The organism is Bacteroides sp. An19 (assembly GCF_002160215.1).
GTDB classification, from domain to species: Bacteria; Bacteroidota; Bacteroidia; order Bacteroidales; family Bacteroidaceae; genus Phocaeicola; species Phocaeicola intestinalis.
This window is the reverse complement of sequence record NZ_NFKD01000004.1, coordinates 1-24,479: the sequence shown is the minus strand read 5'-3', so window position 1 is coordinate 24,479 and position 24,479 is coordinate 1. Positions and strand designations below refer to the sequence as shown.

Annotated in this window: 17 protein-coding genes and 2 tRNA genes; 7 read left to right on the top strand and 12 right to left on the bottom strand. The window is 43.8% G+C overall.

Features of this window, described 5'->3' with window-relative positions; all coding sequences use genetic code 11:
- Positions 1-33: 33 nt before the first annotated feature.
- From B5F25_RS02495 to B5F25_RS02480, 4 genes are all read left to right on the top strand, one after another.
- Entirely contained in the window at positions 34-2,685 is a 2,652-nt protein-coding gene (locus B5F25_RS02495) for a TonB-dependent receptor (protein ID WP_087247380.1), read from the top strand.
- Positions 2,686-2,736: 51 nt separating this feature from the next.
- The gene (locus B5F25_RS02490; protein WP_022039318.1) at positions 2,737-4,161 is read left to right on the top strand and encodes a hypothetical protein; all 1,425 of its coding nucleotides are present in this window, start codon (positions 2,737-2,739) and stop codon (positions 4,159-4,161) included.
- 226 nt (positions 4,162-4,387) lie between these two features.
- Entirely contained in the window at positions 4,388-5,290 is a 903-nt protein-coding gene (locus B5F25_RS02485; RefSeq protein WP_239414095.1) for a metallophosphoesterase, read from the top strand.
- Positions 5,291-5,472: 182 nt separating this feature from the next.
- A complete protein-coding gene (locus B5F25_RS02480) occupies positions 5,473-6,615 on the top strand; it encodes a DUF362 domain-containing protein (RefSeq protein WP_087247378.1) in 1,143 nt (380 codons plus the stop codon).
- Positions 6,616-6,989: 374 nt separating this feature from the next.
- Here B5F25_RS02480 and B5F25_RS02475 read toward each other — a convergent pair whose 3' ends face one another.
- Both B5F25_RS02475 and uxaC read right to left on the bottom strand, forming a co-directional pair.
- The gene (locus B5F25_RS02475; protein WP_087247376.1) at positions 6,990-7,796 is read right to left on the bottom strand and encodes an MBL fold metallo-hydrolase; all 807 of its coding nucleotides are present in this window, start codon (positions 7,794-7,796) and stop codon (positions 6,990-6,992) included.
- Positions 7,797-7,901: 105 nt separating this feature from the next.
- The gene (uxaC, locus tag B5F25_RS02470) at positions 7,902-9,308 is read right to left on the bottom strand and encodes a glucuronate isomerase (RefSeq protein WP_013616758.1); all 1,407 of its coding nucleotides are present in this window, start codon (positions 9,306-9,308) and stop codon (positions 7,902-7,904) included.
- Between the two features lie 301 nt (positions 9,309-9,609).
- Between uxaC and B5F25_RS02465 the strand changes: the two genes are divergently transcribed.
- Positions 9,610-11,049, top strand: a complete 1,440-nt coding sequence (locus tag B5F25_RS02465) for a tagaturonate reductase (RefSeq protein ID WP_087247374.1) — start codon at positions 9,610-9,612, stop codon at positions 11,047-11,049.
- A 172-nt stretch (positions 11,050-11,221) separates the two neighbouring features.
- Here B5F25_RS02465 and B5F25_RS02460 read toward each other — a convergent pair whose 3' ends face one another.
- Entirely contained in the window at positions 11,222-12,139 is a 918-nt protein-coding gene (locus B5F25_RS02460; protein ID WP_087212722.1) for a helix-turn-helix domain-containing protein, read from the bottom strand.
- Positions 12,140-12,436: 297 nt separating this feature from the next.
- Here B5F25_RS02460 and proS point away from each other — a divergent pair, with 297 nt between their 5' ends.
- Positions 12,437-13,927 carry a proline--tRNA ligase gene (gene proS, locus B5F25_RS02450; RefSeq protein WP_087212719.1) on the top strand — a complete coding sequence of 497 codons (1,491 nt, stop codon included), beginning with the start codon at positions 12,437-12,439 and terminating at the stop codon, positions 13,925-13,927.
- Positions 13,928-14,218: 291 nt separating this feature from the next.
- Here proS and B5F25_RS02445 read toward each other — a convergent pair whose 3' ends face one another.
- From B5F25_RS02445 to B5F25_RS21505, 7 genes are all read right to left on the bottom strand, one after another.
- Positions 14,219-14,581, bottom strand: coding sequence for a hypothetical protein (locus tag B5F25_RS02445; protein WP_022039147.1), 363 nt, complete (start codon positions 14,579-14,581; stop codon positions 14,219-14,221).
- Positions 14,582-15,050: 469 nt separating this feature from the next.
- The gene (locus B5F25_RS02440) at positions 15,051-16,595 is read right to left on the bottom strand and encodes a carbon-nitrogen hydrolase family protein (RefSeq protein ID WP_022039148.1); all 1,545 of its coding nucleotides are present in this window, start codon (positions 16,593-16,595) and stop codon (positions 15,051-15,053) included.
- 81 nt (positions 16,596-16,676) lie between these two features.
- Complete coding sequence (locus tag B5F25_RS02435) at positions 16,677-18,128, bottom strand: ATP-binding cassette domain-containing protein (protein WP_087247372.1); 1,452 nt, start codon at positions 18,126-18,128, stop codon at positions 16,677-16,679.
- A 188-nt stretch (positions 18,129-18,316) separates the two neighbouring features.
- The gene (gene pulA / locus B5F25_RS02430) at positions 18,317-20,293 is read right to left on the bottom strand and encodes a type I pullulanase (RefSeq protein ID WP_087247370.1); all 1,977 of its coding nucleotides are present in this window, start codon (positions 20,291-20,293) and stop codon (positions 18,317-18,319) included.
- A gap of 78 nt (positions 20,294-20,371) precedes the next feature.
- Positions 20,372-20,941 carry a crossover junction endodeoxyribonuclease RuvC gene (ruvC, locus tag B5F25_RS02425; protein ID WP_022039151.1) on the bottom strand — a complete coding sequence of 190 codons (570 nt, stop codon included), beginning with the start codon at positions 20,939-20,941 and terminating at the stop codon, positions 20,372-20,374.
- Entirely contained in the window at positions 20,938-21,243 is a 306-nt protein-coding gene (locus B5F25_RS02420) for a DUF4286 family protein (RefSeq protein ID WP_022039152.1), read from the bottom strand. Before B5F25_RS02420 ends, ruvC begins: the two co-directional genes overlap by 4 nt.
- Positions 21,244-21,319: 76 nt before the next feature.
- On the bottom strand, positions 21,320-21,688 hold the full coding sequence (locus B5F25_RS21505; RefSeq protein WP_162614345.1) for a hypothetical protein: 369 nt from the start codon (positions 21,686-21,688) through the stop codon (positions 21,320-21,322).
- Positions 21,689-22,050: 362 nt separating this feature from the next.
- Here B5F25_RS21505 and B5F25_RS02415 point away from each other — a divergent pair, with 362 nt between their 5' ends.
- A complete protein-coding gene (locus B5F25_RS02415) occupies positions 22,051-23,472 on the top strand; it encodes an undecaprenyl-phosphate glucose phosphotransferase (protein ID WP_087247368.1) in 1,422 nt (473 codons plus the stop codon).
- Between the two features lie 273 nt (positions 23,473-23,745).
- On the opposite strand, the gene B5F25_RS02410 is transcribed toward B5F25_RS02415, so the two are convergent.
- Both B5F25_RS02410 and B5F25_RS02405 read right to left on the bottom strand, forming a co-directional pair.
- A tRNA-Ser gene (locus tag B5F25_RS02410) sits at positions 23,746-23,832 on the bottom strand.
- Positions 23,833-23,846: 14 nt separating this feature from the next.
- Positions 23,847-23,922 (bottom strand) — tRNA-Glu (locus tag B5F25_RS02405).
- Between the last annotated feature and the right edge of the window lie 557 nt (positions 23,923-24,479).

Genomic DNA, 24,479 nt, shown 5'->3' with positions numbered 1-24,479 from the left:
GCGTCAAACAAGCAAAAAGGGAAAAAGATTGTTATGAGAAAGAGAGTTGTTTTGGGCTTGGCGTTGCTCACGGCAGCCAGTGCCAATGCGATGGACATCAAAGGAAAGATAAAAGATGCAAAGACAGGTGAAGAGATTATCGGAGCCTCGGTAGTAGTGAAAGAAGAACCTTCGAAAGGTGCAGTGACGGGGCTTGACGGTAGTTTCAGCCTTTCGGTAAACCGTCCTACGTTCACGATTGTCTGTACATATATTGGTTATAAGAGCTACGAAATGCAGGTCACTTCGAAGGATTCGGATATAGAAATACCATTGGCAAGTGATGATGTGCTGCTGGGAGAAGTCACCGTGGTGGCTACCAATCCCGGACGAAGTGAAGCTGGTGCACGCGCCATCGAGCGTAAGGCGATGAACGTGGTGAACGTGATGAGTGCAAAAGCCATCGAGCTTTCTCCGGATATCACGGTCGCGAATGTAATCCAGCGTATGTCGGGTGTGACAATCGAGCGTAACAGCAGTGGGGAAGGGCAGTATGCTATCCTGCGCGGTATGGACAAGCGTTACAATTATACCTTAATTAATGGAGTGAAGATTCCAAGTCCCGATAATAAGAACCGTTTCGTGCCTCTTGACATATTCCCTTCTGAGATGCTCGACCGGTTGGAGGTGACCAAATCACTTACTGCCAATATGGAAGGCGACGGCATCGGCGGTGCGGTCAATCTGGTGATGAAAGATGCGCCTACGGAACGTCAGTTCACGGCAAGCATTTCTACCGGTTATAACGCTATGTATTTCGACCGCGATTTCCAGTCGTTCGACTACGGGGACATAGTGAAAGATTCGCCATACGAAGCGATGGGGAAACCGGAAGATTATCAGGTGACACAGGATAACTTCACGATGTCGAACTTGCGGATGAAATGGAAGCGTCCGATGCCCGACCTTACAGCAGGCATTTCTTATGGAGACCGTTTCTTCGATGACAAGCTGGGCGTGATGTTGGCGGGAAGTTATCTGAATACGTATCGTGGCAAAGAGAGCCAAATTTATTATCAGCCCGGAACTTCGCATAACGGTATCGTGTACCGTAATTATTCCACCCAACAGACCCGTATCGGTGCCCATGCCAAGCTGGATTATCACATCAACGAAAACCATAAGTTGACTTGGTACAATGGCTATATGGACATGCGTGAAGCGGAAGTACGTGATGGGGAGGACGATCAGGAACGTGCAGTCCGGATGAAGTGGAACCGCCAGTACATTATCAATTCAACCCTGAAAGGTGAACATCAGTTCTTAGAAGGCGGAGCCTTGAAACTGAATTGGTCGGCGGTCATTTCGAAAGCTTATAGTGAAACGCCGGACAATGCGGAAATATTCCTGCAAGGGACACACCTGCAGACATCGGGTGCGGCTACACGCCGGTGGGAACATAACTCTGATAAAGACAAGGCGGGATATGTAGACTTGAGTTATAAGTGGCAGCTGGACGGAGGTCCGGTGTTCGATTTCTCCATAGGAGGTATGTATCGTGATAAGAAACGTGACAGCTTCTTCAATGAATATACTTTCGATTCGGCTACCGGAAGCAAGGATCCGCAATATTTGGGCGAGGATTGGAATAATTTCGATGAAATCTTGATTACACCGCGCCGTTATGGTAATATCGGCGACCCGCTCAACTATGACGCTTCAGAAAAAGTAGGGGCAGGCTATGGCATGGTGAAATATACCTATAATAAATGGGAATTGATAGCGGGTGTCCGTGTGGAACATACCAATCAGGGATATGTATTGAAATTCCCGCGTGATGTAGACCCCGAAGGCAATCAAAAGTATACGGATGTATTGCCCAGTTTCCACGCAAAATACAATGTGCACGAAAATGCCAATTTGCGTTTCTCATACGCCCGTGCCATCAATCGTCCGAGCTTCTTCGAAATTGTGCCTTATAGCATTATCAACGAAGACTATAAGGAAAAAGGTAATCCCGACTTGAAGCATACGGTTGCGGATAATGTGGATTTGCGTTACGAATTTTTCCCGAAGTCTTCGGAGCAGTTTATGGTCGGCCTGTTTTATAAGAATATTCAAAATCCGATTGAATACGGTTTGATAAACGAGGGTCAGGATACGTATTACCAACCGATGAACTTTGGCGATGCAACCAATTTGGGTGTGGAAGTGGATATTATGAAATATTTCAATTGGTTCGGTATCAAAGCGAACTATACGTATACACACTCGAAGATAACAACTGATAAACGCATCATGGAAGGTTCGGAAGTAAGGACTCAAAAACAATCTCGTCCATTGTTTGGTCAAGCTGCCCACGTGGCAAATCTTTCCTTGCTCTTCAAGAGCACGAAATATGGATGGGAAGGGCAAATCGCCGGAAGCTATACAGGCAAACGTCTGAGTGATATTTCGAACTGGTATGATAATGATATTTGGGAAGACGGCTATTTCCAGTTGGACGTATCGGTAGAGAAGAGCTTCAAATGTGGCGTGAATATATTTGCGAAAGCTTCCAATCTGTTGGATGTGCCCTTGTACCGCTACATTCAGAACGGACCTCGCACGGCAAACATTGATTATGAACGTCATAATGGCAATGTTATCGAGCGTAAAGAATGGCACGGACAGACCATTATGTTAGGTGTAAGGTATAAATTGTAAAAAAGAAAAACAGAACATATTGACTAACAAACACATTTAATCTTTTCAATTATGAATTTTAAGAAGTTTTTATTCGTAGGTGCAGCTTTGATGAGCGTATCATTCTTCGCTGCTTGTAGTGATGATGAGAACGAACCGCAGAATCCTCCTGTAGAAGAACCGGATGAACCGAATGGCGATGATCCGGAAGGTCCTGTAAGTCTGGAAGACCAATGGAACAATACCAATACGGTGACTTGGCCGGTTGATACAATAATCAACCTGACTAATCATTACACGGTGCCCGAAGGCAAAACATTGATTATTAAAGAAGGTGTCCAAATCATCGCCAGCACAGCCGGTGTAGGAGCGAACCATGTGCCTGTAGAGTTTACGGTAAATGGAAACTTGTATTGCGAAGGTACAGAAGAAAAACCTGTTCGTTTTTCTATTCCTGAAGCCGACCGCACAGAGGCGAATATTTTTGCAGGTCTTTGGGGGGGTATTGTAGCTTCGGAAACTTGTGGCGAAATGTTGATTGACCATACAATCATAGAATATACCGGTGGTCAGGTAGTAGAAGGTTCTCCTGCAGCAACTTCGGGTGTGTATACCGCCGGTGACGATGCTTATCCGCAGATTACTACCAATAATATCAATGGTAAATACGTGATTACGAATTCAATCTTGCGTAACGGATGGTCGGATGGCATTTATCTGATGGGTGGTGAAGCGATTATTATGAACAATGTCTTTGCCGCTAACGGATTCGATGGTGCTGAGGCTGTAAACGTGAAAGCAGGTTGCAAGGTAGACATTGCCGGAAACGTGATGTTCAGCCCGAACACCAACGGCTTGAAGCTCTCTAGTTCAGGTCAGAGCGAAAACCGTGCCCAGGCTTTGGTTCAAGCTTACAACAATACTATCATCAATGCAGGATGGAGACGCGACGGTGAAAAAGGCGGTTGCATCTATGTAGAGAAGAATATCTTGGCTAATGTATTCAATAACTTAATGGTAAATTGCAAGTTCCGTGCGATGACTCCGAGCTTTGACATTCCGAACGACCCCGAAGAAGGTTACGATGACGATTCTGTAATTGATTACAACTATTACGCATCGGGTAACCAACCGAGTGATATTGTATGGGATGGTGAAGACGAATCGGGTGTGGCATACGCATGGCAAGGTTATAACTATGAACACGAAGATTACAATGTAGGGGTAGTAGACGTGCATAGCGTTATCGCTACAGAAAATGATTTAAAAGATCCGCAATTTGTTGGTTTCGACATCAATGGTGTAGGCTTGACCGACTATGTTTACAATGATGCTTGGGACTTCCATTTGCAAGCTGGCTCTCCGGCACTGACAGGTGCTTGCGATGGTACAGAGGCATTTGCTGCTCCTTACTTCTCGACAACCGGGCTGACCGTTAACGGCGAAACTTATACTTCACCGGCAGTTGCCGCTCGTTATGGCGCTTATGGTGAGTAATCTGAATGCGGTATCTCTGATACAACTCTGATATACATTCTTTTTTCCTAAGAGGTCCGGGACCGGAAATAACTCCAGTACCCGGATTTTTTATTAAGACATACAGCAGGAGGTTTCAGTTTTAATTCAGAATTGTCTCCTAATTTTGTCGCATAATTATTAATCAACATTTATCTTTAAGCAAATGAAATCAATGAAGAAAATAGGAATCTCTTTATTCCTGGTAATGGCGGCTGTAGTCGCTTTCGCGCAAGATGCGGCAACGTGGAAATCTTTGGAAAAACCGCTTAATTTTTATTTGGCAAACGACCTTGGGCGCAACGGTTATTATGACCAGAAGCCGATAGCCGAACTGATGGGTAAAATGGCAGAAACGATTGATATCGAATTTGTAGTAGCTGCCGGTGACGTGCATCATTTCGAGGGGGTGCGCAGTGTGCAAGACCCTTTGTGGATGACCAATTACGAACTGATATACAGCCATCCCGATTTGATGTTGCCCTGGTATCCCATTTTAGGGAATCATGAGTATCGGGGCAATACGCAGGCGGTGTTGGATTATAGCAATGTCAGCGCCCGTTGGGAGATGCCGGCACGCTATTATACAAAGGTGATGGAGGAAGACGGGGCGACTATCCGCTTGGTGATGATTGATACGCCACCTTTGCTTGACAAATACCGTGAAGATACCGAGAAATATCCCGATGCAGGCAAACAAGATATGGACAAGCAGTTGGCATGGCTGGATTCGGTATTGACTTCGGCTAAAGAAGACTGGGTAATGGTGGTAGGCCATCACCCCATCTATGCCGATACCGATAAGAACGATAGCGAACGGACGGACATGCAGAAGCGGGTAGACTCTATTTTGCGCAAGCACGGCAATGTAGACATGTACGTATGTGGCCATATCCATAACTTCCAGCACATCCGTAAGACGGACAGCAAGATTGACTATGTGGTGAACACTTCCGGCTCGTTGGCACGCGAAGTGAAACCGGTAGACGGCACGCAGTTCTGCAGCGGTGCGACAGGTTTCTCGCTCATTACGGTAGACAAACACGAGCTTTGCCTACACATGATGGACAAGGACGGGAAAGTGCTCCATACGGTTCGCCGTACGAAATAAGACATTGTGATATAATAAGTTCCTATGTTTGTAATGTGCTAGCGAAAGATAGCACATTACAAACATAGGAACTAAGAAAGCGGATTAATGCAGATTGGAAGGATTTGTGTTAATCTGCTTTTTTATTGCCTGTAATGTGATTTTCGATTATCTTTGCGGTATCGACCAAAAGGAATAAGACAATGGATGAAGTAAAAACAAAAAGCAAGGTTTATTATACTGATTTCCGGTGCAAACCTGATGAAGGGCCTGCTGACAAGCTGAAAAGGCTGATAAAGGCAGCAGGTCTGAATACAATAGATATGGACGGAAAGTTTGTCGCTATCAAGATGCATTTCGGCGAACTGGGGAACTTGAGTTTCCTTCGTCCGAACTATGCACGGGCTGTAGTGGATATGGTGAAGCAATGTGGCGGGAAGCCATTCCTTACCGATTGCAATACATTGTATCCGGGCAGCCGCAAGAATGCCATTGAACATCTGTATTGTGCATGGGAGAATGGCTTTACGCCTTTGACCGTAGGCTGTCCGGTGATTATCGGCGATGGACTGAAAGGAACGGATGACATTGCGGTGCCTGTGGCTGGAGGTGAATATGTAAAAGAAGCGAGAATCGGCCATGCCGTAATGGATGCCGATATTTTTATTTCACTCACTCATTTCAAAGGGCATGAGATGACCGGATTCGGAGGCGCAATAAAGAATATCGGTATGGGATGCGGGTCGAGAGCCGGAAAGAAAGACCAGCACTGCAACGGAAAGCCTGTTATCAATCAGGATGCATGCAGGGGATGTAAGAGGTGCATGCGCGAATGTGCGAATGACGGTCTTGTTTTTGACGAAGGGCGAAAGAAGATGTCTATCAACCAAGACAACTGTGTAGGTTGCGGACGCTGCATTGGGGCATGTAATTTTGATGCAATCGGCTTTGCCCAAGATGCGGCAATCAAAGAGCTGAATTGCCGGATGGCTGAATATACGAAAGCCGTAGTTTATGGCAGGCCAAACTTCCATATCTCCTTGGTGTGCGATGTCTCGCCGACTTGTGATTGCCATTCGGGCAATGACACTCCGATTATACCCGATGTGGGCATGTTCGCATCTTTCGACCCGTTGGCTTTAGACCAGGCATGTGTAGACGCTTGTTTGAAACAGACTCCTTTGCCCGATAGCCAGTTGGCGGATGAAATGGCAAGTCCTCATTTTCATGACCATCATGACCATTTCGACAATACCAATCCGAACGCGGAATATAAAACGTGTTTGGCTCATGCTGAAAAAATCGGGTTGGGCAACCGTGATTATGAATTGGTACGTGTAAGATAGCTCCTGATACATATCGTTTAGCTGATTTATACTATGCGCAATATAGATTTGTGCATTTTGTTGATGCTATCATAGAACACAGACTACACAAGAATACACAGAAGGAAAATATAAAAATCTGTGTTCGTCTGTGCCTTTCCGTGTCTTCTGTGTCCTATTAAAATACACAATTTCATACCGCGCATGGTATAAAAGGTTGTCGTTATTATCTTCTTGCTTCAACGCACGCAGATAGCTTCGTCTGGTGTAAGATTAATAATCTTCCGCTTGTAAGATTAATAATCTTGCAGCCTGAAGATTAATAATCTTACAGCAGATGAACCTATATGTGTCGGCGCATCTATCTGTGGGATTTTTTCCAGAATCAGACAATCTTATTCGAAAGTATACAACTCTGAAGGCAGCGTGCGCTTTAGTGCGCAAAGTTGTACATCGCGTCCTGCTACGATGCCTTGTTCGCGCAAGGCAAGCTCTACGGTCTTGTATGCAAGTTCCGGATGGTTGTTGTCTTTGCTTAGATGGCAAAGCCAAAGTACCTTCAGGTGGGGAGGAAAGTGCTCGGCAATAAACTGGGCTGCCTCACGGTTGCTCATGTGTCCGTTTGGCCCGGCGATACGTGCTTTCAGATAAGGGGGATAAGGTCCCATCTGCAGCATGGCATCATCGTAATTGGCTTCCAGAATCAGGTAATCGGCACGTTCGATGTATGAAGCAGCTGTAGGGGTAATGTGGCCCATATCGGTAAGAAAGGCGAAAGTCTTGTCGCCTGTTTCTATGCAATAACCCACATTGTCAGTACCGTCATGAGGCACCTCGAAGCAGGTTATGGTGAAATCACCCAGGCTGATAGTTTTTTCTTTTTCTATCAGACGGATGCAGTCTGCCGAAAGTTTTTCGGTCATGCAGTAGCTGCGCTCCATACCTTTGTGGATAGCCTGTGTGGCATAGACGGGGATATTATACCGTTTGGCAAGGTTGCCTACAGCTTTTATATGGTCGGCATGGTCGTGTGTGATAAAGATGGCGTGGATGCACTGCATGTCAATGTTGTAATCCTTGAATATTTTCTTTACAGTGCGGATGCCTACTCCGGCATCTATTAATATACTGCATGCCTCGGTGGCAAGATAATAACAGTTTCCGCTGCTTCCGCTACCTAAGCTCATAAATTGTACCTTCATGTTCTTTCTGTCTTTTTGTTTTTAGGAGCGGACAAAGATACGAAAAAGAAAGAAGCCCGCCAAATAGCGGGCTTTCTCATGCAAAATCTGATTTATGAAGAACGATTAGAAATTGAAATAATTCTTTGCGTTGTTATAGCAAATATCTTCTACCATTTGCTGGATGCGCGGCATTTCTGATTCCGGGAGTTCTCCGTTTTCAACATCATTGCCTAACAAATTACATAATGTGCGGCGGAAGTATTCATGACGCGGATAAGACAGGAATGAACGCGAGTCTGTAAGCATACCTACAAAGCGGCTCAACAAGCCCAGCAGTGAAAGCGCGTTCATCTGCTTTTCCATACCGTCTTTCTGATCGAGGAACCACCAGCCCGAACCGAACTGAATCTTGCCCGGTACCGAACCGTCCTGGAAGTTGCCCAGCATGGTAGCAACGACTTCATTCGCGCATGGATTCAGGTTGTACAGGATGGTTTTAGTCAGTTTGCCTTCAGAGTTCAAACGGTCGAGGAATTTCGACATTGATTTGGCTGTGTTGAATTCACCGATAGAGTCAAAACCGGTATCCGGTCCCAATAACTTGAACATCTTGCTGTTGTTGTCGCGGATAGCTCCGTAGTGATATTGTTGTGCCCAACCGGTTTCCCAGTCCATTTCGGCAAAGATAACCAACATAGCCGACTTGAACTTCAGGATTTCTTCTTTCGTCAATTCCGTGCCGCCGTACACTTTATTGAATATCGCACGGATTTCAGCATCCGTATAGTCTTCAGCATAGAATTCTTCGATTCCGTGGTCTGACAATCTACATCCTTGTTCTGCAAAGAATGCATGACGTTTGCGCAAAGCGTCAATCATGTCATCGAACGAAGAAATGTTTACGCCGCTCACTTCCGCCAGTTTTTCGATGTAAGCACGATAGTTGGCTGCAGATTCTACAGCCATGGCCTTATCGGGACGCCAAGCCGGAAGCATCTTGATTTCGAAGCCGCTTTCGCGTGTTGCGATATGATATTCCAAAGAATCTACAGGGTCGTCTGTCGTACATACGGTCTCTACGTGGTAGCGGCGCATCAAGTTGCGTGCAGAGTATTCAGGAGTAGCCAATTTGGCATTACATTCTTCGAATATTTCACGTGCGGTAGAGGGGTTCAGGATTTTATCGATACCGAAAGCGGTTTTCAGTTCCAGATGAGTCCAATGATACAAGGGGTTACGGAATGTGTAAGGAACAGTTTCTGCCCACTTCTCGAATTTTTCCCAATCTGTGGTGTCTTTTCCGGTACAATAGCGTTCGTCTACACCGTTGCTACGCATAGCACGCCATTTATAGTGGTCACCGCCCAGCCAGATTTCTGTGATTGACTTGAATTGATAATCATCGGCTACCATTTTCGGAATCAAATGGCAATGGTAATCGATAATAGGCATCTTGGCAGCGTGGTTGTGGTATAATTCCTGTGCAGTTTCTGTTTTTAACAGGAAATTTTCGTCCATAAATTTTTTCATATAAGTTTTCTTTTTGGTTTATGTTTTTTGTTAGGTATTTTCACTTTTTCTAATTGCTGGAACGATTTTTTATGCTGAACAACACAAATATCGTTTTATTCTCCGTTATCGAACACGAAAATAGAAATTTTATTTGGAATAACAAAATATTTCGTATATTTGCAGCGAATATTTAGTAAAATTAATCACTTCGTTGATGGGTAGGTTATGTACTGGATAAATATTTTTTACCATTTGTGAAGGTGATTTGAACTTGAATATGTATTGTATGCAACAGTAAACCTAAAAATAAATACAAAGTATGAGACCGTTAAACAAAGAAAATGCGAACAAGCCTGTTCGTCCTGAAAGAATCATTCAATTTGGTGAAGGTAACTTTTTACGTGCGTTTGTCGACTGGATTGTTTATAATATGGACCAGAAGACAGATTTCAATAGCAGTGTAGTCATTGTGCAGCCTTTGGGTAAAGGTATGATTGATACGCTGAACAATCAAGACTGTTTGTATCACGTTAATTTGCAGGGACTTGATAAAGGTCAGGTGGTGAATAGCCTGACATTGATTGATGTAGTAAGCCGTGCATTGAATCCATACAGTCAATTTGACGAGTTTATGAAACTTGCCGAGCAGCCTGAGATGCGTTTTGTGATTTCGAATACTACCGAAGCAGGTATTGCTTTCGACCCTTCGTGCAAACTGGATGATGCTCCTGCTGCTTCTTATCCGGGTAAACTGACCCAATTGCTGTATCATCGTTTTAAGACATTCAATGGTGATATGTCAAAAGGTTTGATTATTTTCCCTTGCGAATTGATTTTCTTGAACGGGCATAAGCTGAAAGAAACCATTTATCAGTATATTGAATTGTGGAATTTGGGCGAGGATTTCAAGAATTGGTTCGAAAAAGCCTGCGGTGTATATGCTACTTTGGTAGACCGTATCGTTCCGGGATTCCCGCGCAAGGAAATTGATGCTATCAAAGAAAAACTGCAATATGATGATAACATGGTGGTACAGGGTGAAATTTTCCATTTGTGGGTAATCGAGGCACCGCAAGAAGTGGCAAAAGAATTCCCTGCAGACAAGGCAGGCCTGAATGTCTTGTTCGTTCCGTCTGAAGCTCCGTATCATGAAAGAAAAGTTACGTTGCTGAACGGTCCGCATACCGTATTGTCGCCGGTTGCATATCTGTCGGGAGTAAATATCGTCCGCGACGCTTGCCAGCATCCGGTTATCGGCAAGTTCATCCACAAGGTGATGTTTGACGAACTGATGGAAACCTTGAATTTGCCGAAGGCTGAATTGGAACAATTCGCTCATGATGTACTGGAACGCTTCAACAATCCGTTCGTTGACCATCAAGTGACCTCTATCATGCTGAACTCATTCCCGAAATACCAGACTCGTGACCTGCCCGGCTTGAAGGTATATTTGGAACGTAAGGGTGAACTTCCGAAAGGCTTGGTATTGGGACTGGCTGCTATCATTACTTATTATAAAGGCGGTGTACGCGAAGACGGTGCTGAAATCGTTCCGAATGATGCTCCGGAAATCATGGATTTGCTGAAGCAGCTGTGGGCGACTGGCGATACACAAAAGATTGCTGAAGGTGTATTGGCGGCACAGTCTATTTGGGGCGAAGATTTGAATCAGATTCCGGGATTGACCGCAGCCGTAAAAGTTGATTTGGACAGCATTCAGGAAAAAGGTATGTTGGAAACTGTGAAGTCGATTCTGTAATAGTGCCTTAACTTAATTGTTAGAAATTCCATGTGGGGGAGGGAAGTGTTTTTTACTTCCCTTCTTTTTTTATGGGCCCAAGTTTCTTAATTTCCTCTACCTTCTTCATGTTCGGCAACAATGGACCAGCGGACTGGAATTATGAATAAACGGATGTGGAATATCGCAGTCTTTAGGCTGTTGGATAAAATGTTTGTGTTTTCCGGTATTCATTAGGAGAGTGTCCTGTATGCTTTTTGAAAACCCGGTTAAAATGCTGTGAATATTGAAACCCTAGTTCGTAGGCTATTTGAGTAATGGTTTTGTCCGAACCTAAAAGCAGCTCCTTGGCGGTGTCAATGATTTTATTCTGGATGTATTCTTGTGGCGTTTTGCCTGTTTCTTTTTTTATGAGGTCTCCAAAATAATTGGGCGATAGGAATACTCTCTCTGCAAAGTATCTCACTGTGGGAATACCTTCTACTTGGGTCTTTCCGTTGTGGAAATAGTCATCCAGCAACGATTCAAAACGTGTCAGGACATCCTTGTTGACTTCTTTCCGAGTTTCGAACTGTCGGTTGTAGAAACGCATACAATAATCCAGTAGTAGTTGTATATTTCTGGTTATCAGTCTTTTGCTTAGTTTGTCTATCGGGTGCATCAATTCTGCTTTTATGTTTGTCAGGCAGTCAAGGATGGTGTTTTGTTCTTCATCCGAGAGGTGTAATGCTTCGTACGAACTATATGCAAAGAATGAATATGATTTGATTTCTTGTCCGAGTGACGTACCTTTTATCAGATCAGGGTGGAACAAGAGGCCTTTAGCCTTGGGCTTTACTCCTTTCTGAAGTTCTGTTTCTGCAACTTGTCCAGGTGCGAAACTGACAATGGTTCCGTCTTGATAATCGTAAGTCTGCTTGCCATAGCGGATATCTCCACATCGGGTATCTTTTAGAAACAAGGCATATATTCCATAATTGATGGTGAAATGAGTAGGAAAGTGTGTGGCTTCGCTCAGGTCGATAACATTTACCAGCGGATGGAGTGATTCTAATCCGAATAGTTGATTGTACACTTCTACCGAATCCATTTTGATAAAATCTTCTTTCATATGCGTGTATATTTTACGTAGCAAAAATACATATTTTGTGGAAAAATGCTATGCTTGATGGAATAGAATCTGTAATTAAGGTACAAATCTCCGTAATTTTTCTCCATAAGAATCAGGCTCTTGCTGCAGATTTTGCTGTGATTGTGTGTGTAAAGCATCGGAAATATCTGAAGTTTTTGGTATTATGGCTTCCGGATATGAGAAAAAAACAGCCCGTTACGCGATATTGAGTGCTTTTTTTACTAATTTTGCAATTCGAACGAAATCTTGGAGAATAATCAAACAAAAGACATATCTATGGCAAAAGAACTGAAAGAACTGACCAAAAGAAGCGAGAATTATTCGCAATGGTACAATGATTTGGTAGTAAAAGCAGACCTGGCAGAGCAGTCGCCCGTGCGTGGCTGTATGGTAATCAAACCTTATGGGTACGCCATCTGGGAAAAAATGCAGCACCAGCTGGATACAATGTTTAAGGAAACGGGACATGTGAATGCTTACTTCCCGTTACTTATTCCAAAATCATACTTGAGCCGTGAGGCAGAACATGTGGAAGGGTTTGCTAAAGAATGTGCGGTGGTCACTCATTATCGCCTGAAGAATGCCGAGGATGGTTCGGGTGTCATTGTCGACCCGGCAGCTAAACTGGAAGAAGAACTGATAATCCGTCCTACTTCGGAAACCATTATTTGGAGTACCTACAAAAACTGGATTAATTCGTATCGCGACTTGCCTATCCTTTGCAATCAGTGGGCAAATGTAGTGCGTTGGGAAATGCGCACACGTCTTTTCCTGCGTACAGCCGAGTTTCTGTGGCAAGAAGGACATACGGCGCATGCTACCCGTGAGGAAGCCGAAGCCGAAGCACAGAAGATGTTGCACGTGTATGGTGATTTTGCTGAAAAATACATGGCAGTGCCGGTCATTAAAGGAGTGAAGAGTGCCAACGAACGTTTTGCCGGAGCATTGGATACTTATACCATTGAAGGACTGATGCAGGACGGTAAGGCTTTGCAGTGTGGTACATCCCATTTCCTGGGACAAAATTTTGCTAAGGCATTCAATGTGCAATTCGTCGATAAGAACAATAAGCTTGATTACGTATGGGCTACTTCATGGGGAGTGTCTACCCGTTTGATGGGGGCACTTATCATGACTCATTCGGATGATAATGGTTTGGTTCTTCCTCCACATCTGGCGCCGATTCAGGTGGTCATTGTTCCTATTTACAAGAACGATGAGCAGCTGAAACAGATTGATGCGAAAGTGGAAGGTATTGTCACGAAACTCCGTAATATGGGGGTTACCGTGAAATATGATAATGCCGATAATAAGCGTCCGGGATTTAAGTTTGCCGATTACGAGCTGAAGGGTGTTCCCGTACGTTTGGCAATGGGTGGCAGAGACCTTGAAAACAATACCATTGAACTGATGCGCCGCGATACGTTGGAAAAGGAGACCCGCTCATGCGACGGTATTGAGGAATACGTAAAGAATCTGTTGGAAGAAATTCAGGAGAATATCTACCAGAAAGCCTTGAAATACCGCAATGAACACATTGTGAAAGTGGATACTTACGAACAGTTCAAGGAACAGATCGAAAAGGGCGGATTCATCCTTGCACACTGGGATGGTACGACTGAAACTGAAGAACGTATCAAGGAAGAGACGAAAGCAACCATCCGTTGCATCCCGTTCGAAGCAGACGAGGAAAGTCTGACACCGGGCGTCGATATGGTAACAGGTAAACCTTCGGTACGCCGCGTATTGTTTGCACGTGCTTATTGATTATTTTTCTTCCTGAGGATTGGAGTTTTGCTTTGCAGGATTCCAATCCTGATTGGAAACAGGGAAAGGAGTATTAGAAGTTGGCTGATAGTGAGAACATGTTTTTGTCTTGTATCAGGTTAGAGATATTGTATAAAAAACAGTGCCGGCAGAGTTAATGTTTTTATCTCTAGCTGACACTGTTTTATTTTCATGGAGCTGGTTGCTGCAATGCTAACCTGATCCAATGTTGCTTGCGAATCAGATAAAATTGATTATTGATTCGCCTTATGGTTAAATTATTTGAACGAATTATTTGTCGATGTTGATGCCTTTATTACGCAAAGTTAACGCCATCAGACGAACGTAGTCGGCATACTGCTTGTCATTTAATGTTTTTTTCATCAACTTCAAATTTCCATATACTGCATTGCGAACTTTCTGGTCAGTATCTTTAGACGATCTGTTCGCTAACTTCATTTGTTCCTGAAAGTAATCGCAGATATCTGCAACTTCTTCATTCTGTGCTGAAGTTAATTTCAAATACTTATTCAGTTTAGCCTTGTTAATAGATCCATCCCATTTGGCAACAGCAGTTGAATCATTCACACCGTTAGCAAATACTGATGCAGAAAACGCCAAAGCAGCTACTAATGTTAATCCAAACTTTTTCATAATACCTAAATTTTAAATGTTACCTAAAAACTTGTTACCTTAAAACAATTACGTTATCTTTTTAAATCTAGTTTAGCTCGAGCTTTATCTTTTTACCACTGCAAAGATAAGAATATGTTGAATAACATAAAAACAATATTGGGGAAAATTATAGAGAAAGGTGTCATTTATTGATGTAAATCAATATCAATATAGCAAAATGTGTGTTTTTGAAATGGAATTGTAATATTCTAAATGTGTTATCTGAAAAAGAAGTAACCTTTTGTAAGATTAATGTTGCTATAAACAATAGTTCGTTAAAATGATAAGTTTTCTTTAGATGAATGTCTGCCATTCAGCCAATGCATCATCTACGAAAACGAAGATATACTTCATAAGCCATTCCAGTTAGCTGCTACAGCCTGAAATGTCAAATAAGTATATCTTCATTTAAAGCACATTATTAAAAACATTCGTTTCCTTTAGTTTTTTATTCTTGTGCACTCTTTTTCATTCGCAGTTCGTAGAGGTCGCTGCGACGGTCGCGTAGGTTGCGTACACTTCCGTAGGTATGAAGCTCGTTCAGCAGGTCAAGGTCGACATCCGATACCAGAATCATCTCGGTATTCGGAGTAGCCTCGGCACGTTTGCCATCGGTCGGAAAAGCGAAGTCGCATGGCGTGAATACACCCGACTGGGCGTATTGGATATCCATGTTATGCACGCGGGGCAGATTACCGACACTTCCAGCTATCACCACGAAACATTCATTCTCGATGGCACGCGCCTGGGCACAGACACGTACACGTGAATATCCGTTCTGTGTATCGGTGAGGAAAGGCACGAAAAGGATTTGCATCCCTTGGTCTGCCATCAGTCGGGAGAGTTCGGGGAATTCGACGTCGTAGCAAATCAGTACGCCGATTTTTGCACAGTCGGTATCGAAGGTACGTACCATACGTCCACCACTCAAGCCCCAGCTCTTTACCTCATCGGGGGTGACATGGACTTTTTCATACATTTCGTAAGTTCCGTCACGGCGGCAGAGGAATCCTACGTTGTACAGGCTTCCGTCATCTTTTACGTAAGGCATGCTTCCGGTGATGATGTTGATGTTGTAGCTGATGGCAAGCTCAACGAAGCGGTCACGTACTTCTTCGGTGTATTGCGCCAGGGCGCGGATGGATTGTGCCTCACCCATATCGTTAAATTTAGCCATCAACGGAGCATTGAAATATTCGGGGAAAAGTACAAAATCGCTCTTATAGCCCGAAACGGCATCCACGAAAAACTCTACCTGTTCGAATACATCATCAAGAGTCTTGTATGAACGCATCTGCCATTGCACCAGGCCTACGCGCACGGTAGTTTTTTTGTCTACATACGAGTCGGTAGGTGGTTGATAGTAAATGTTGTCCCATTGAAGGAGTGTGGCGCAATGACGCGATTCCTCGTCGTTGGGCAAGTAGTTGCGCATCACACGGCGCACGTGGAAGTCGTTCGATAACTGGAAGGTGAGTACAGGGTCATAAATCTCGCGCAGGCGTACTTTTTCGATGTACTCTTTCGGGCGCATCGTGTCGGCATACTTGTGATAGTTTGGAATGCGTCCGCCAAACATAATTGCTTTCAGATTCAACTTTTCGCACAGTTCTTTTCGGTAGTCATACATGCGTCGTGCCAGGCGAAGACCTCTGTATTCGGGGTGGATAAACACTTCGATGCCATAGAGGATGTTCCCTTTCGGGTTATGGGTATTGAAAGTTTCATTGCCAGTTACTTTGGCATAGGTATGGTCGCCTTTCACCATGTCATAGTCAACGATAATGGAGAGCGCACAGCCTACAATCTTGTCGTCTGCCACGGTCACGATTTGCCCTTCCGGAAAAATGGCAATCAACTTCTTTATCTGAGCGCGTGTCCAAAATACGTCCCGGTCGGCGTACACGCGTGTGAATGATTGTGCCAACTGGTCATAATCTTCCATCCGCAAGTTGCGGATTTCTACTTTGTTGATTTTATGTGTCTGTTCCATAATGGTTATAATTATCAATGTGGCAAAGTGGGTTGGTATACAACATTACTCGTATATTTCCACCTTGTCGTTAGTATATCTTTATCTGTTTCTTGTCAAATAAAGCCGGTGGGTGATACATGCCGGAAGTTCTTCCTGGTAGTGTGTCACCATAATTAAAGTTTTGCCTTGGCGTTGGCAAAACGCCTCGATGATGTCTTTCACCATCCGGCGGTTGAACAAGTCGAGTCCGTGAAGTGGTTCGTCTAATATCAATAACTCGGGATCTTTCACAAAAGCGCGTGCCAGTAATACGAGGCGTTGTTCACCACTGGAAAGTTGTAAGAAACTGCGGTCTTTCAAGGCGAGGATACCGAAGATGTCCATCCACCATTCACACATGGCACGGTCGGCGTCACTCCGCTTTTTGTATAGCCCGATGGAGTCGTGCAGGCCGCTTGCCACGATGTCGACAGCTGGTAGGTTTTTCAAATAGGCGCGGTGCATTTCAGGGCTGACGTACCCGATATGCCGTTTGATTTCCCAAATACTTTCTCCGCTTCCGCGCTTCCGTCCGAAGAGGGAGATGTCACATGCATAGCTTTGCGGATTATCGGCACATACCAGACTGAGTAGGGTAGACTTGCCTGATCCGTTGTCGCCGCTTAAGGCCCACCGTTCGCCGCAGCGCACAGACCAGTCGAGGTCTTTCAGTATAGTGCGGTTTCCGTAACGGATGCTCACCTTGTTCAGGTCAACGATGTGGTCACTGTGATATAAACCTTCGGCATATGGCAGATTCAGGATGCGTGCGCGTTTTTCCTCAGACAATACACAAGCTGGGATTTCAGGATGCGAAGCCAAGTATTCAGAAAGTGTGATTTTCTTTCCGCATACTCTGTTGGACACAGGCACTACGTGGGTGATAAACGCAGGGATATCATCCGACTTCGAAAGCACAAGAATGACTTGTAGGTGGGTTACCTCGGTGAGGCGTTTCAACAAGACATGCAGCAAGTCGCGCGTCTTGGCATCCAAGCCAATGAACGGATTGTCCATAATCAGCACCCTAGGATGACTCAGCAAGGTCTTGGTGAGCTGGAACTTACGGAGTTCGCCACTTGAAAGAAGGATAATATGTTTGTCGAGCATCGCCTTGATGCCGAACAAGTCAAACAAGTTTTGTTTTAACGTTTCATCCTTACACTCGGGGAGCAAGTCGCGTACAACAGGCGTGTCGTCCAGGTCGTGTGCATTCCAGCGTTGTTGGTAATAATATGTAGCATCGGAGTCACCATACGAGTCGCGGAAGGTGATATACTTGATGTTATCGGACACCATTTTCGATGCAGAAGGCGAGAAGTCATATTTCACTTCGTTCATTAGCAAGGGATAACGTCCGGTTAGGGTGTCAACCAGCAGGCTCTTTCCTCCACCGTTGGGTCCGACGATGGCGATGTGTTCACCTTCGTTGAATTGCAGGTTCACTGGTTCTTTCATCCGGTATGCCGGATGGCGGGTTATGCCGTTTTCGATGGTAATGATATGTTGCATTGTTTTTTATATTATAATTGAACACAAAGACGCAAATACGCAGAGTTGTTATTGTTAAAGCAAAGTTTCCTGTTTTTAGAGAAGCAGAGCATGTGGAGAGATAATTCTCGGCAAATCTCTGTGGGTTTGGTTTTTCCTAAAAAGGAGTTCTTCGCGATTTTGTGTCTTAATGTTCTTGTTTCCATAAATCATTGGTGTATTATCGTAGCTGAGCGAGGAGCTACTTGGAGTTGGTTCCCCGTTATTGTGCCAAGTCCCAGTACCAAATCAACTTTTCCATTCTGGCATACCACCCAGTACTTCCCTTCTGGAATATTCACTTTTACGGCTTCTGTGCGTGCATTGAGCACTACTATTGTGTTGAGCCAAGCATCTCCACATGGGTTCCCTTTCAGGCGGAAAGCTACAACGCTAGAAGCAGGCACGGGGATAAATTCTAAATGTTCTCTTATTAAAGCAGCATCTCCCATGCGGAAGGCTGGATGCCCCTTGCGCATGGCTATCAACCCTCGGTAATAATCGAATACGTCACGATGCAATGTCTTGTCATTCCAGCGGATGGCATTTACTTCATCTGGCAGGTTATACGGGTTAGGTTTCCCTTGTCTTGTGCGCAAGAATTCATCTCCCGCGAATAAGAACGGCACTCCTTGCGAGGTAAGGAGGGCAGTAGCCGCCAGTTTTTGCAGCGAACCTAGTTCCTGCACTGAAGCTCCTGGAAGTGTTGCCTTCAAACGGTCGGTGAGGCACAAGTCATCATGGCAACTGACATAGCTGATGAATTGCAGTGGAGAACCCGTACATGAGTCATTGGGAGTCAAGGGATATGTGCCTCCCGATATGCCGAAACGTACGCCTTGTTCGTGGTTTGGTCTGCCAATCAGGAAAGCTCCTTTCTTGTCATTTCCGAATGGCCCGCGCAAACTATCGCGGAATTCGTCGCGGAAGACTGCTATTCCGGGCATTTTGTTCACGTTCTCTTTCATGGCAAGCAGGTCGGGCGAAAGACTTGGAACTGATGCCGCCCATCCCTCGCCGCAGATGAAGATGGCAGGGTCAATACGGTCAAGTGCATGACGTACGGTACGCATTGTCTCTGCATCGTGTAAGCCCATCAAGTCGAAACGAAATCCGTCGATGTGGTACTCTTTTGCCCAATAACAGACCGATTCCACAATAAAGCGGCGCATCATCGCTCGTTCGCTGGCAGTTTCGTTTCCGCATCCCGATCCATTAGCAAAATTTCCTTTCGCATCCTTGCGATAGAAATATCCTGGGACAGTACGTTCAAACACACTTCCTTGAACAGTAAACGTATGATTATATACTACGTCCATAATTACACGGATACCCGCATTGTGTAAAGCCTGTATCATCTGTTTAAACTCGCGGATACGCACTTGGGGATTATAAGGGTCTGTAGCATACGAGCCTTCAGGCACGTTGTAATTCTTCGGGTCATATCCCCAGTTGTATTGGGTACGTTCGGGATGGCTTTCGTCGATGGAAGCAAAGTCAAACACAGGCATCAGCTGTACATGCGTTACCCCTAGCTCTTTCAGATGTGCAAGTCCTGTATGTTCTCCCATCCATGTATGTGTAGTATCTTCTGTCAAGGCAAGGTATTTACCCCGGTATTTCATGCCTCCTGTGCTATCCGTGGTAAAATCGCGTAAGTGCATTTCGTAAATGATGGCATCTTGCAAGCTTTTTGCCGTCGGACGGCGATCGTTCTCCCAATCGGTGGGGTCGGTTTCTTTCATATCGATAATGGCTGCCCGGTTTCCGTTTACGCCCACTGCCTTTGCCCATAGTCCTGGTGTGTCACCTTGCCACACATCGTTTATCCGCACATTAAAAGTATAGAAACAGCCTTTTAAATCGCCCTCTACCGATGTTCTCCACATACCGTCTTCGGCCGGCTCCATGTCAACCATTCGTTTTGCAGACCCTCCTTGTCCGGTTTCATACACTAGCACTTTTACTTGTTGGGCGGTAGGTGCCCACAAGGCGAAACTGGTATGCAAAGGGGTATATGTCATTTCTTCCCACTTCCCTTCGTATACCGGATACTCATCGTAGGAAGCATACAAAACAGAATGTGGCTGGCAAGCGAAAATCATTGTAGTTAACATTCCCATCAACAATATTGTTTTTATATTCATTGTCTGTATATTTATTACTCATCACAGATGGTGCAAATATTAAAACTTCTATGTGCTGCTGTGGTGAACAAGCTTACATCATTTCACGATCTTCTCCGGATGTTTCCGAAGATAGTCTTTCCATCCCGAATAGGCATCGGGAAGTGCCGGACGCCCCATCTGTAAGTAATGGCAATAGGCGGCGCCCAGTGCATCGGTGGCATCCATAAAGGGACCCATTTCTGAGTCGGGGATGTGGAGCATCCGTTTCAGCATATTTGCTACCTGCTCTTTGCTGGCCTGTCCGTTTCCCGTTATCGCCATCTTGATTTTCAAAGGTGCATATTCGGTTACGGGGATATCACGGCACAAAGCTGCCACTATCGCTACTCCTTGCGCACGTCCCAGCTTCAGCATAGACTGGACGTTTTTTCCGAAGAATGGGGCTTCGATGGCAAGTTCATCGGGCAGGTACGAAGCGATGATGCCCTGCACGCGCTGGTAGATATGTTTCAGTTTCAGATAAGGGTCACCGCATTTGCGAAGGTCGATGACTCCCAGTGTTATCACTTCAGGCTTAATGCCGGTCACTTTCAAGACACCATAGCCCATAATGTTCGTGCCCGGATCGATGCCCAGAATAATCTTTTCCCTTACAGGCTGTATCACGCGATGACCTCCATCAAGGTAGGAAAACCTATCACCTTGTCTTTAAACGTTCTTTTTAGTTCCTCATTCAGGTGTGCTCCCACCTGCGTGTGCCAGCGGTGCAGTGCGGCACTGTCTTCCACTTCCCATTGCAAAGAGAAGCACTCGCTGTCCTGCTCCTTATGGCTCAGGATGCGCAAGATGCGCGGGTTGCTCAACTCTCCCGATTTTTCTGCCTCGGGAATATAACATTCGTGAAGCCAGATGACGAAATTGCGTGCGTCAGCCATCTCCACGTGAAAGGTCGTATTGTAAATCAACATAATTTTTGAGCTTTAAATTACCCTGCAAATTTAGATATAAATCTCGATTTATAGGCTAGAGTAATAAGAAAAAAAGTCAAGCCTTCATGGTTCTTTCATTTAAAGTCGTGTAAAAGGTCTTGTTTTGGCATAAGTGAAGATATGGCTTATTTTCTTTGATTTTCAAAGTTTTTCGGTAATGTGACTGATGAAGCCATGTCCGAAAGGATTCTTCATTCATTGGCGGTTCTATCATGAACAGATTAGTTTTAGCACCGATATTGTCGCATCTACAGTAAGAAGCTGTTTTGAATTTCTCCAAAAAGTTTTTCTTGGCTTGATGTATCTGTTTTCGTGTGTGCTTTGGGCGATTTTTTGGTCCTTTTCGCTCCTGTTCTTCGTCAGATAGCCCGCTATCTTCCTCATCACAGAAGCGAAAATGCCTCAAAAACTCATCCCAAATCATCGCACGATAAATTCAAAACAGCTTCTAAAGTGGCTCTGGAGGGACTGATATGCATCGGAAAAAGCAAGCATAAAAAAAGGGAATCTTCCCAGATTCCCAATCTTCATTAACCTTAAATCTAATACCATGAAAAACACGATGCAAAGATATATATATTATGTTATTCAACATACATATATAAGAAAAATCGTGTGTTATTTAACATATATTTAAATATCAATGAGATTTTGAGGGGGTAAAATTTGCTTTTCTTTAAAATTTCTACAATCTTTGCACAATAAACAAACAGACAGGCAAAAGACGAAGAAACTATTTTAAAGGAATTGATTACTAAATAAAGTCTAACTAAAACCTTATTTTATATGGAGAGTAATAGCAATCGCATCCTAAGATACAACAGTATCATCCAGGCTTTTGTGATAATGGGGGACTTATGCCTATGTAATGGATTGTTTTATGCTTTTTATTATTGGGGCAACATGATGGACAAGCCTGTTTCGTTTAATTCCAGTTTACCCCAGATTCTTATAGTAATATCGCTTTGCTATTTATTATGCACAATGCGTGGAGGGGTTATATTACATAGACAAAAGGTACATTCGTATCAAATTGTTGCACGTGTATTTCGTAATGTATTCTATTTTACCATTGTAAGTGGTTTTTTATTAACGGTAGGTATGCATTTTAATGTCATATCATTATTTTATGCAGCTTATCTGTCTGCCTTATTCCTTATTATAAGTATATACAGGCTTATGTTCCGCACATGCCTGAAAATTTACCGGAACAACAAAAAAAACATACACTATGTAGTTTTGGTGGGAAGTACTCCAAACAATATCGAGTTATACCATGAATTGACCGATGACCCGGCAAGTGGTTATGGGGTTGTGGGATATTTTGATGATGAACCAAATCCTAACATGGATAATGAACATTGCACTTATCTAGGCAAGCCGGAAGAAGTGGAACACTATCTTTCTGCTCATCCTTATATTCATTATCTTTTCTGTTGTCTTCCATCGCGAAAAGCAGATGTCATTTTGCCCATTATCAATTATTGCGAGAATAATGTGGTACATTTTTACAGCGTTCCTAATCTTCGCAACTATCTACATAACCGGGTATATTTCAATATGATGGGTAATGTGCCTTACCTCAGTTTGCGCCCAGACCCTTTAAGCCGTCCGGAAAACAAGTTCTTGAAACGTGCTTTCGATATTGCATTTTCACTCTTGTTCTTATGTACTTTCTTTCCTATCATTTTTATCATTGTGGCTATCGTTACCAAATTAACCATGCCTGGTCCGATATTTTTCCGCCAGAAACGTAATGGACTGAACGATAAGGAATTTTATTGCATCAAGTTCCGCTCTATGAAGGTCAACAAAGATGCTGATACCGTACAAGCTACTAAAAATGATCCGCGTAAAACAAGATGGGGGGATATTATGCGTAAAACCAATATAGACGAATTGCCTCAATTTATCAACGTATTACTAGGTGACATGAGTATAGTCGGACCACGTCCCCATATGCTGAAACATACACAAGAATATTCTAAATTGATTAATAAATATATGGTACGTCATTTTGTTAAGCCAGGCATAACAGGCTGGAGCCAAGTGACGGGATATCGGGGGGAAACCAAAGAATTAAAAGATATGGAAGGACGTATCTTAGGTGATATCTGGTATATTGAGCACTGGAGTTTCGGGTTGGATTTATATATCATCTACCGCACAGTCCGTAATGCCATTCATGGTGAAAAAAATGCTTATTGATAAAATCAAGATACGGTACTATCAGGGCCGACGCATTTGATTTCTGCAAAACACTGCCCTTGGGATATACGTTTTGGGGTATCCAAAGGCGGTCTTTGGAGGACGTGTAATGCTGCTGTAGATGATAATCTGTATAATTTAGATGCGTTTGCCCTGAATGTATTATGTATAATACAAGATACAATGTTGTTTTCTGTGGACTTTTAGTTGTAAAAAAAGTCCCACAAATCATTGATTTATGGGACCTTATTCACTTCTGTCCAGTAGTTATAGCGGAAGCTGGGGGATTCGAACCCCCGGTACGGTAACCCGTACGGCAGTTTAGCAAACTGCTGGTTTCAGCCACTCACCCAAACTTCCAATATAATTTAGGTTGGTAGCGCATACGGGAATCGAACCCGTGTTTCAGCCGTGAGAGGGCCGCGTCCTAGGCCACTAGACGAAAGCGCCATCTGAACTTTTGTAGCAATTGCCGGACCGGTTTGTCCTTTCATTGCTACTGAAAAGAATGACATTCTTCTTAACAAGCCTTTAATAGGTTTTGATTAAATTGAAAATCTTTCTTTTTCTTTTCCGGCTGCAAAGGTATGGCTTTTCTTTGAATTGGACAAGTTTTTAAAACTATTTTTTTTCAATCTATGGTTTTCTATTTTATGGGTTTCTATTTTATGGGTTTTCTATTTTATGAATGTCCTTATTTTCTATTTTCATACTATGCGCGGTATGGATTTGTGCGTTTTGCTGATGTCGTTGCAGGACACATTCACATGCTGACACTCTCAAACGAACATAAGTGATAGGACTGACTTGCTTATGTGAAACGCATAACTTACTTATGTGAAACGGCTAACTCACTTATGTTCATTAAAAGGCATGCTTGAAATCAGTTTTTTAGAAGCTGTTTTGAATTTATCGTGCGATGATTTGGGATGAGTTTTTGAGGCATTTTCGCTTCTGTGATGAGGAAGATAGCGGGCTATCTGACGAAGAACAGGAGCGAAAAGGAC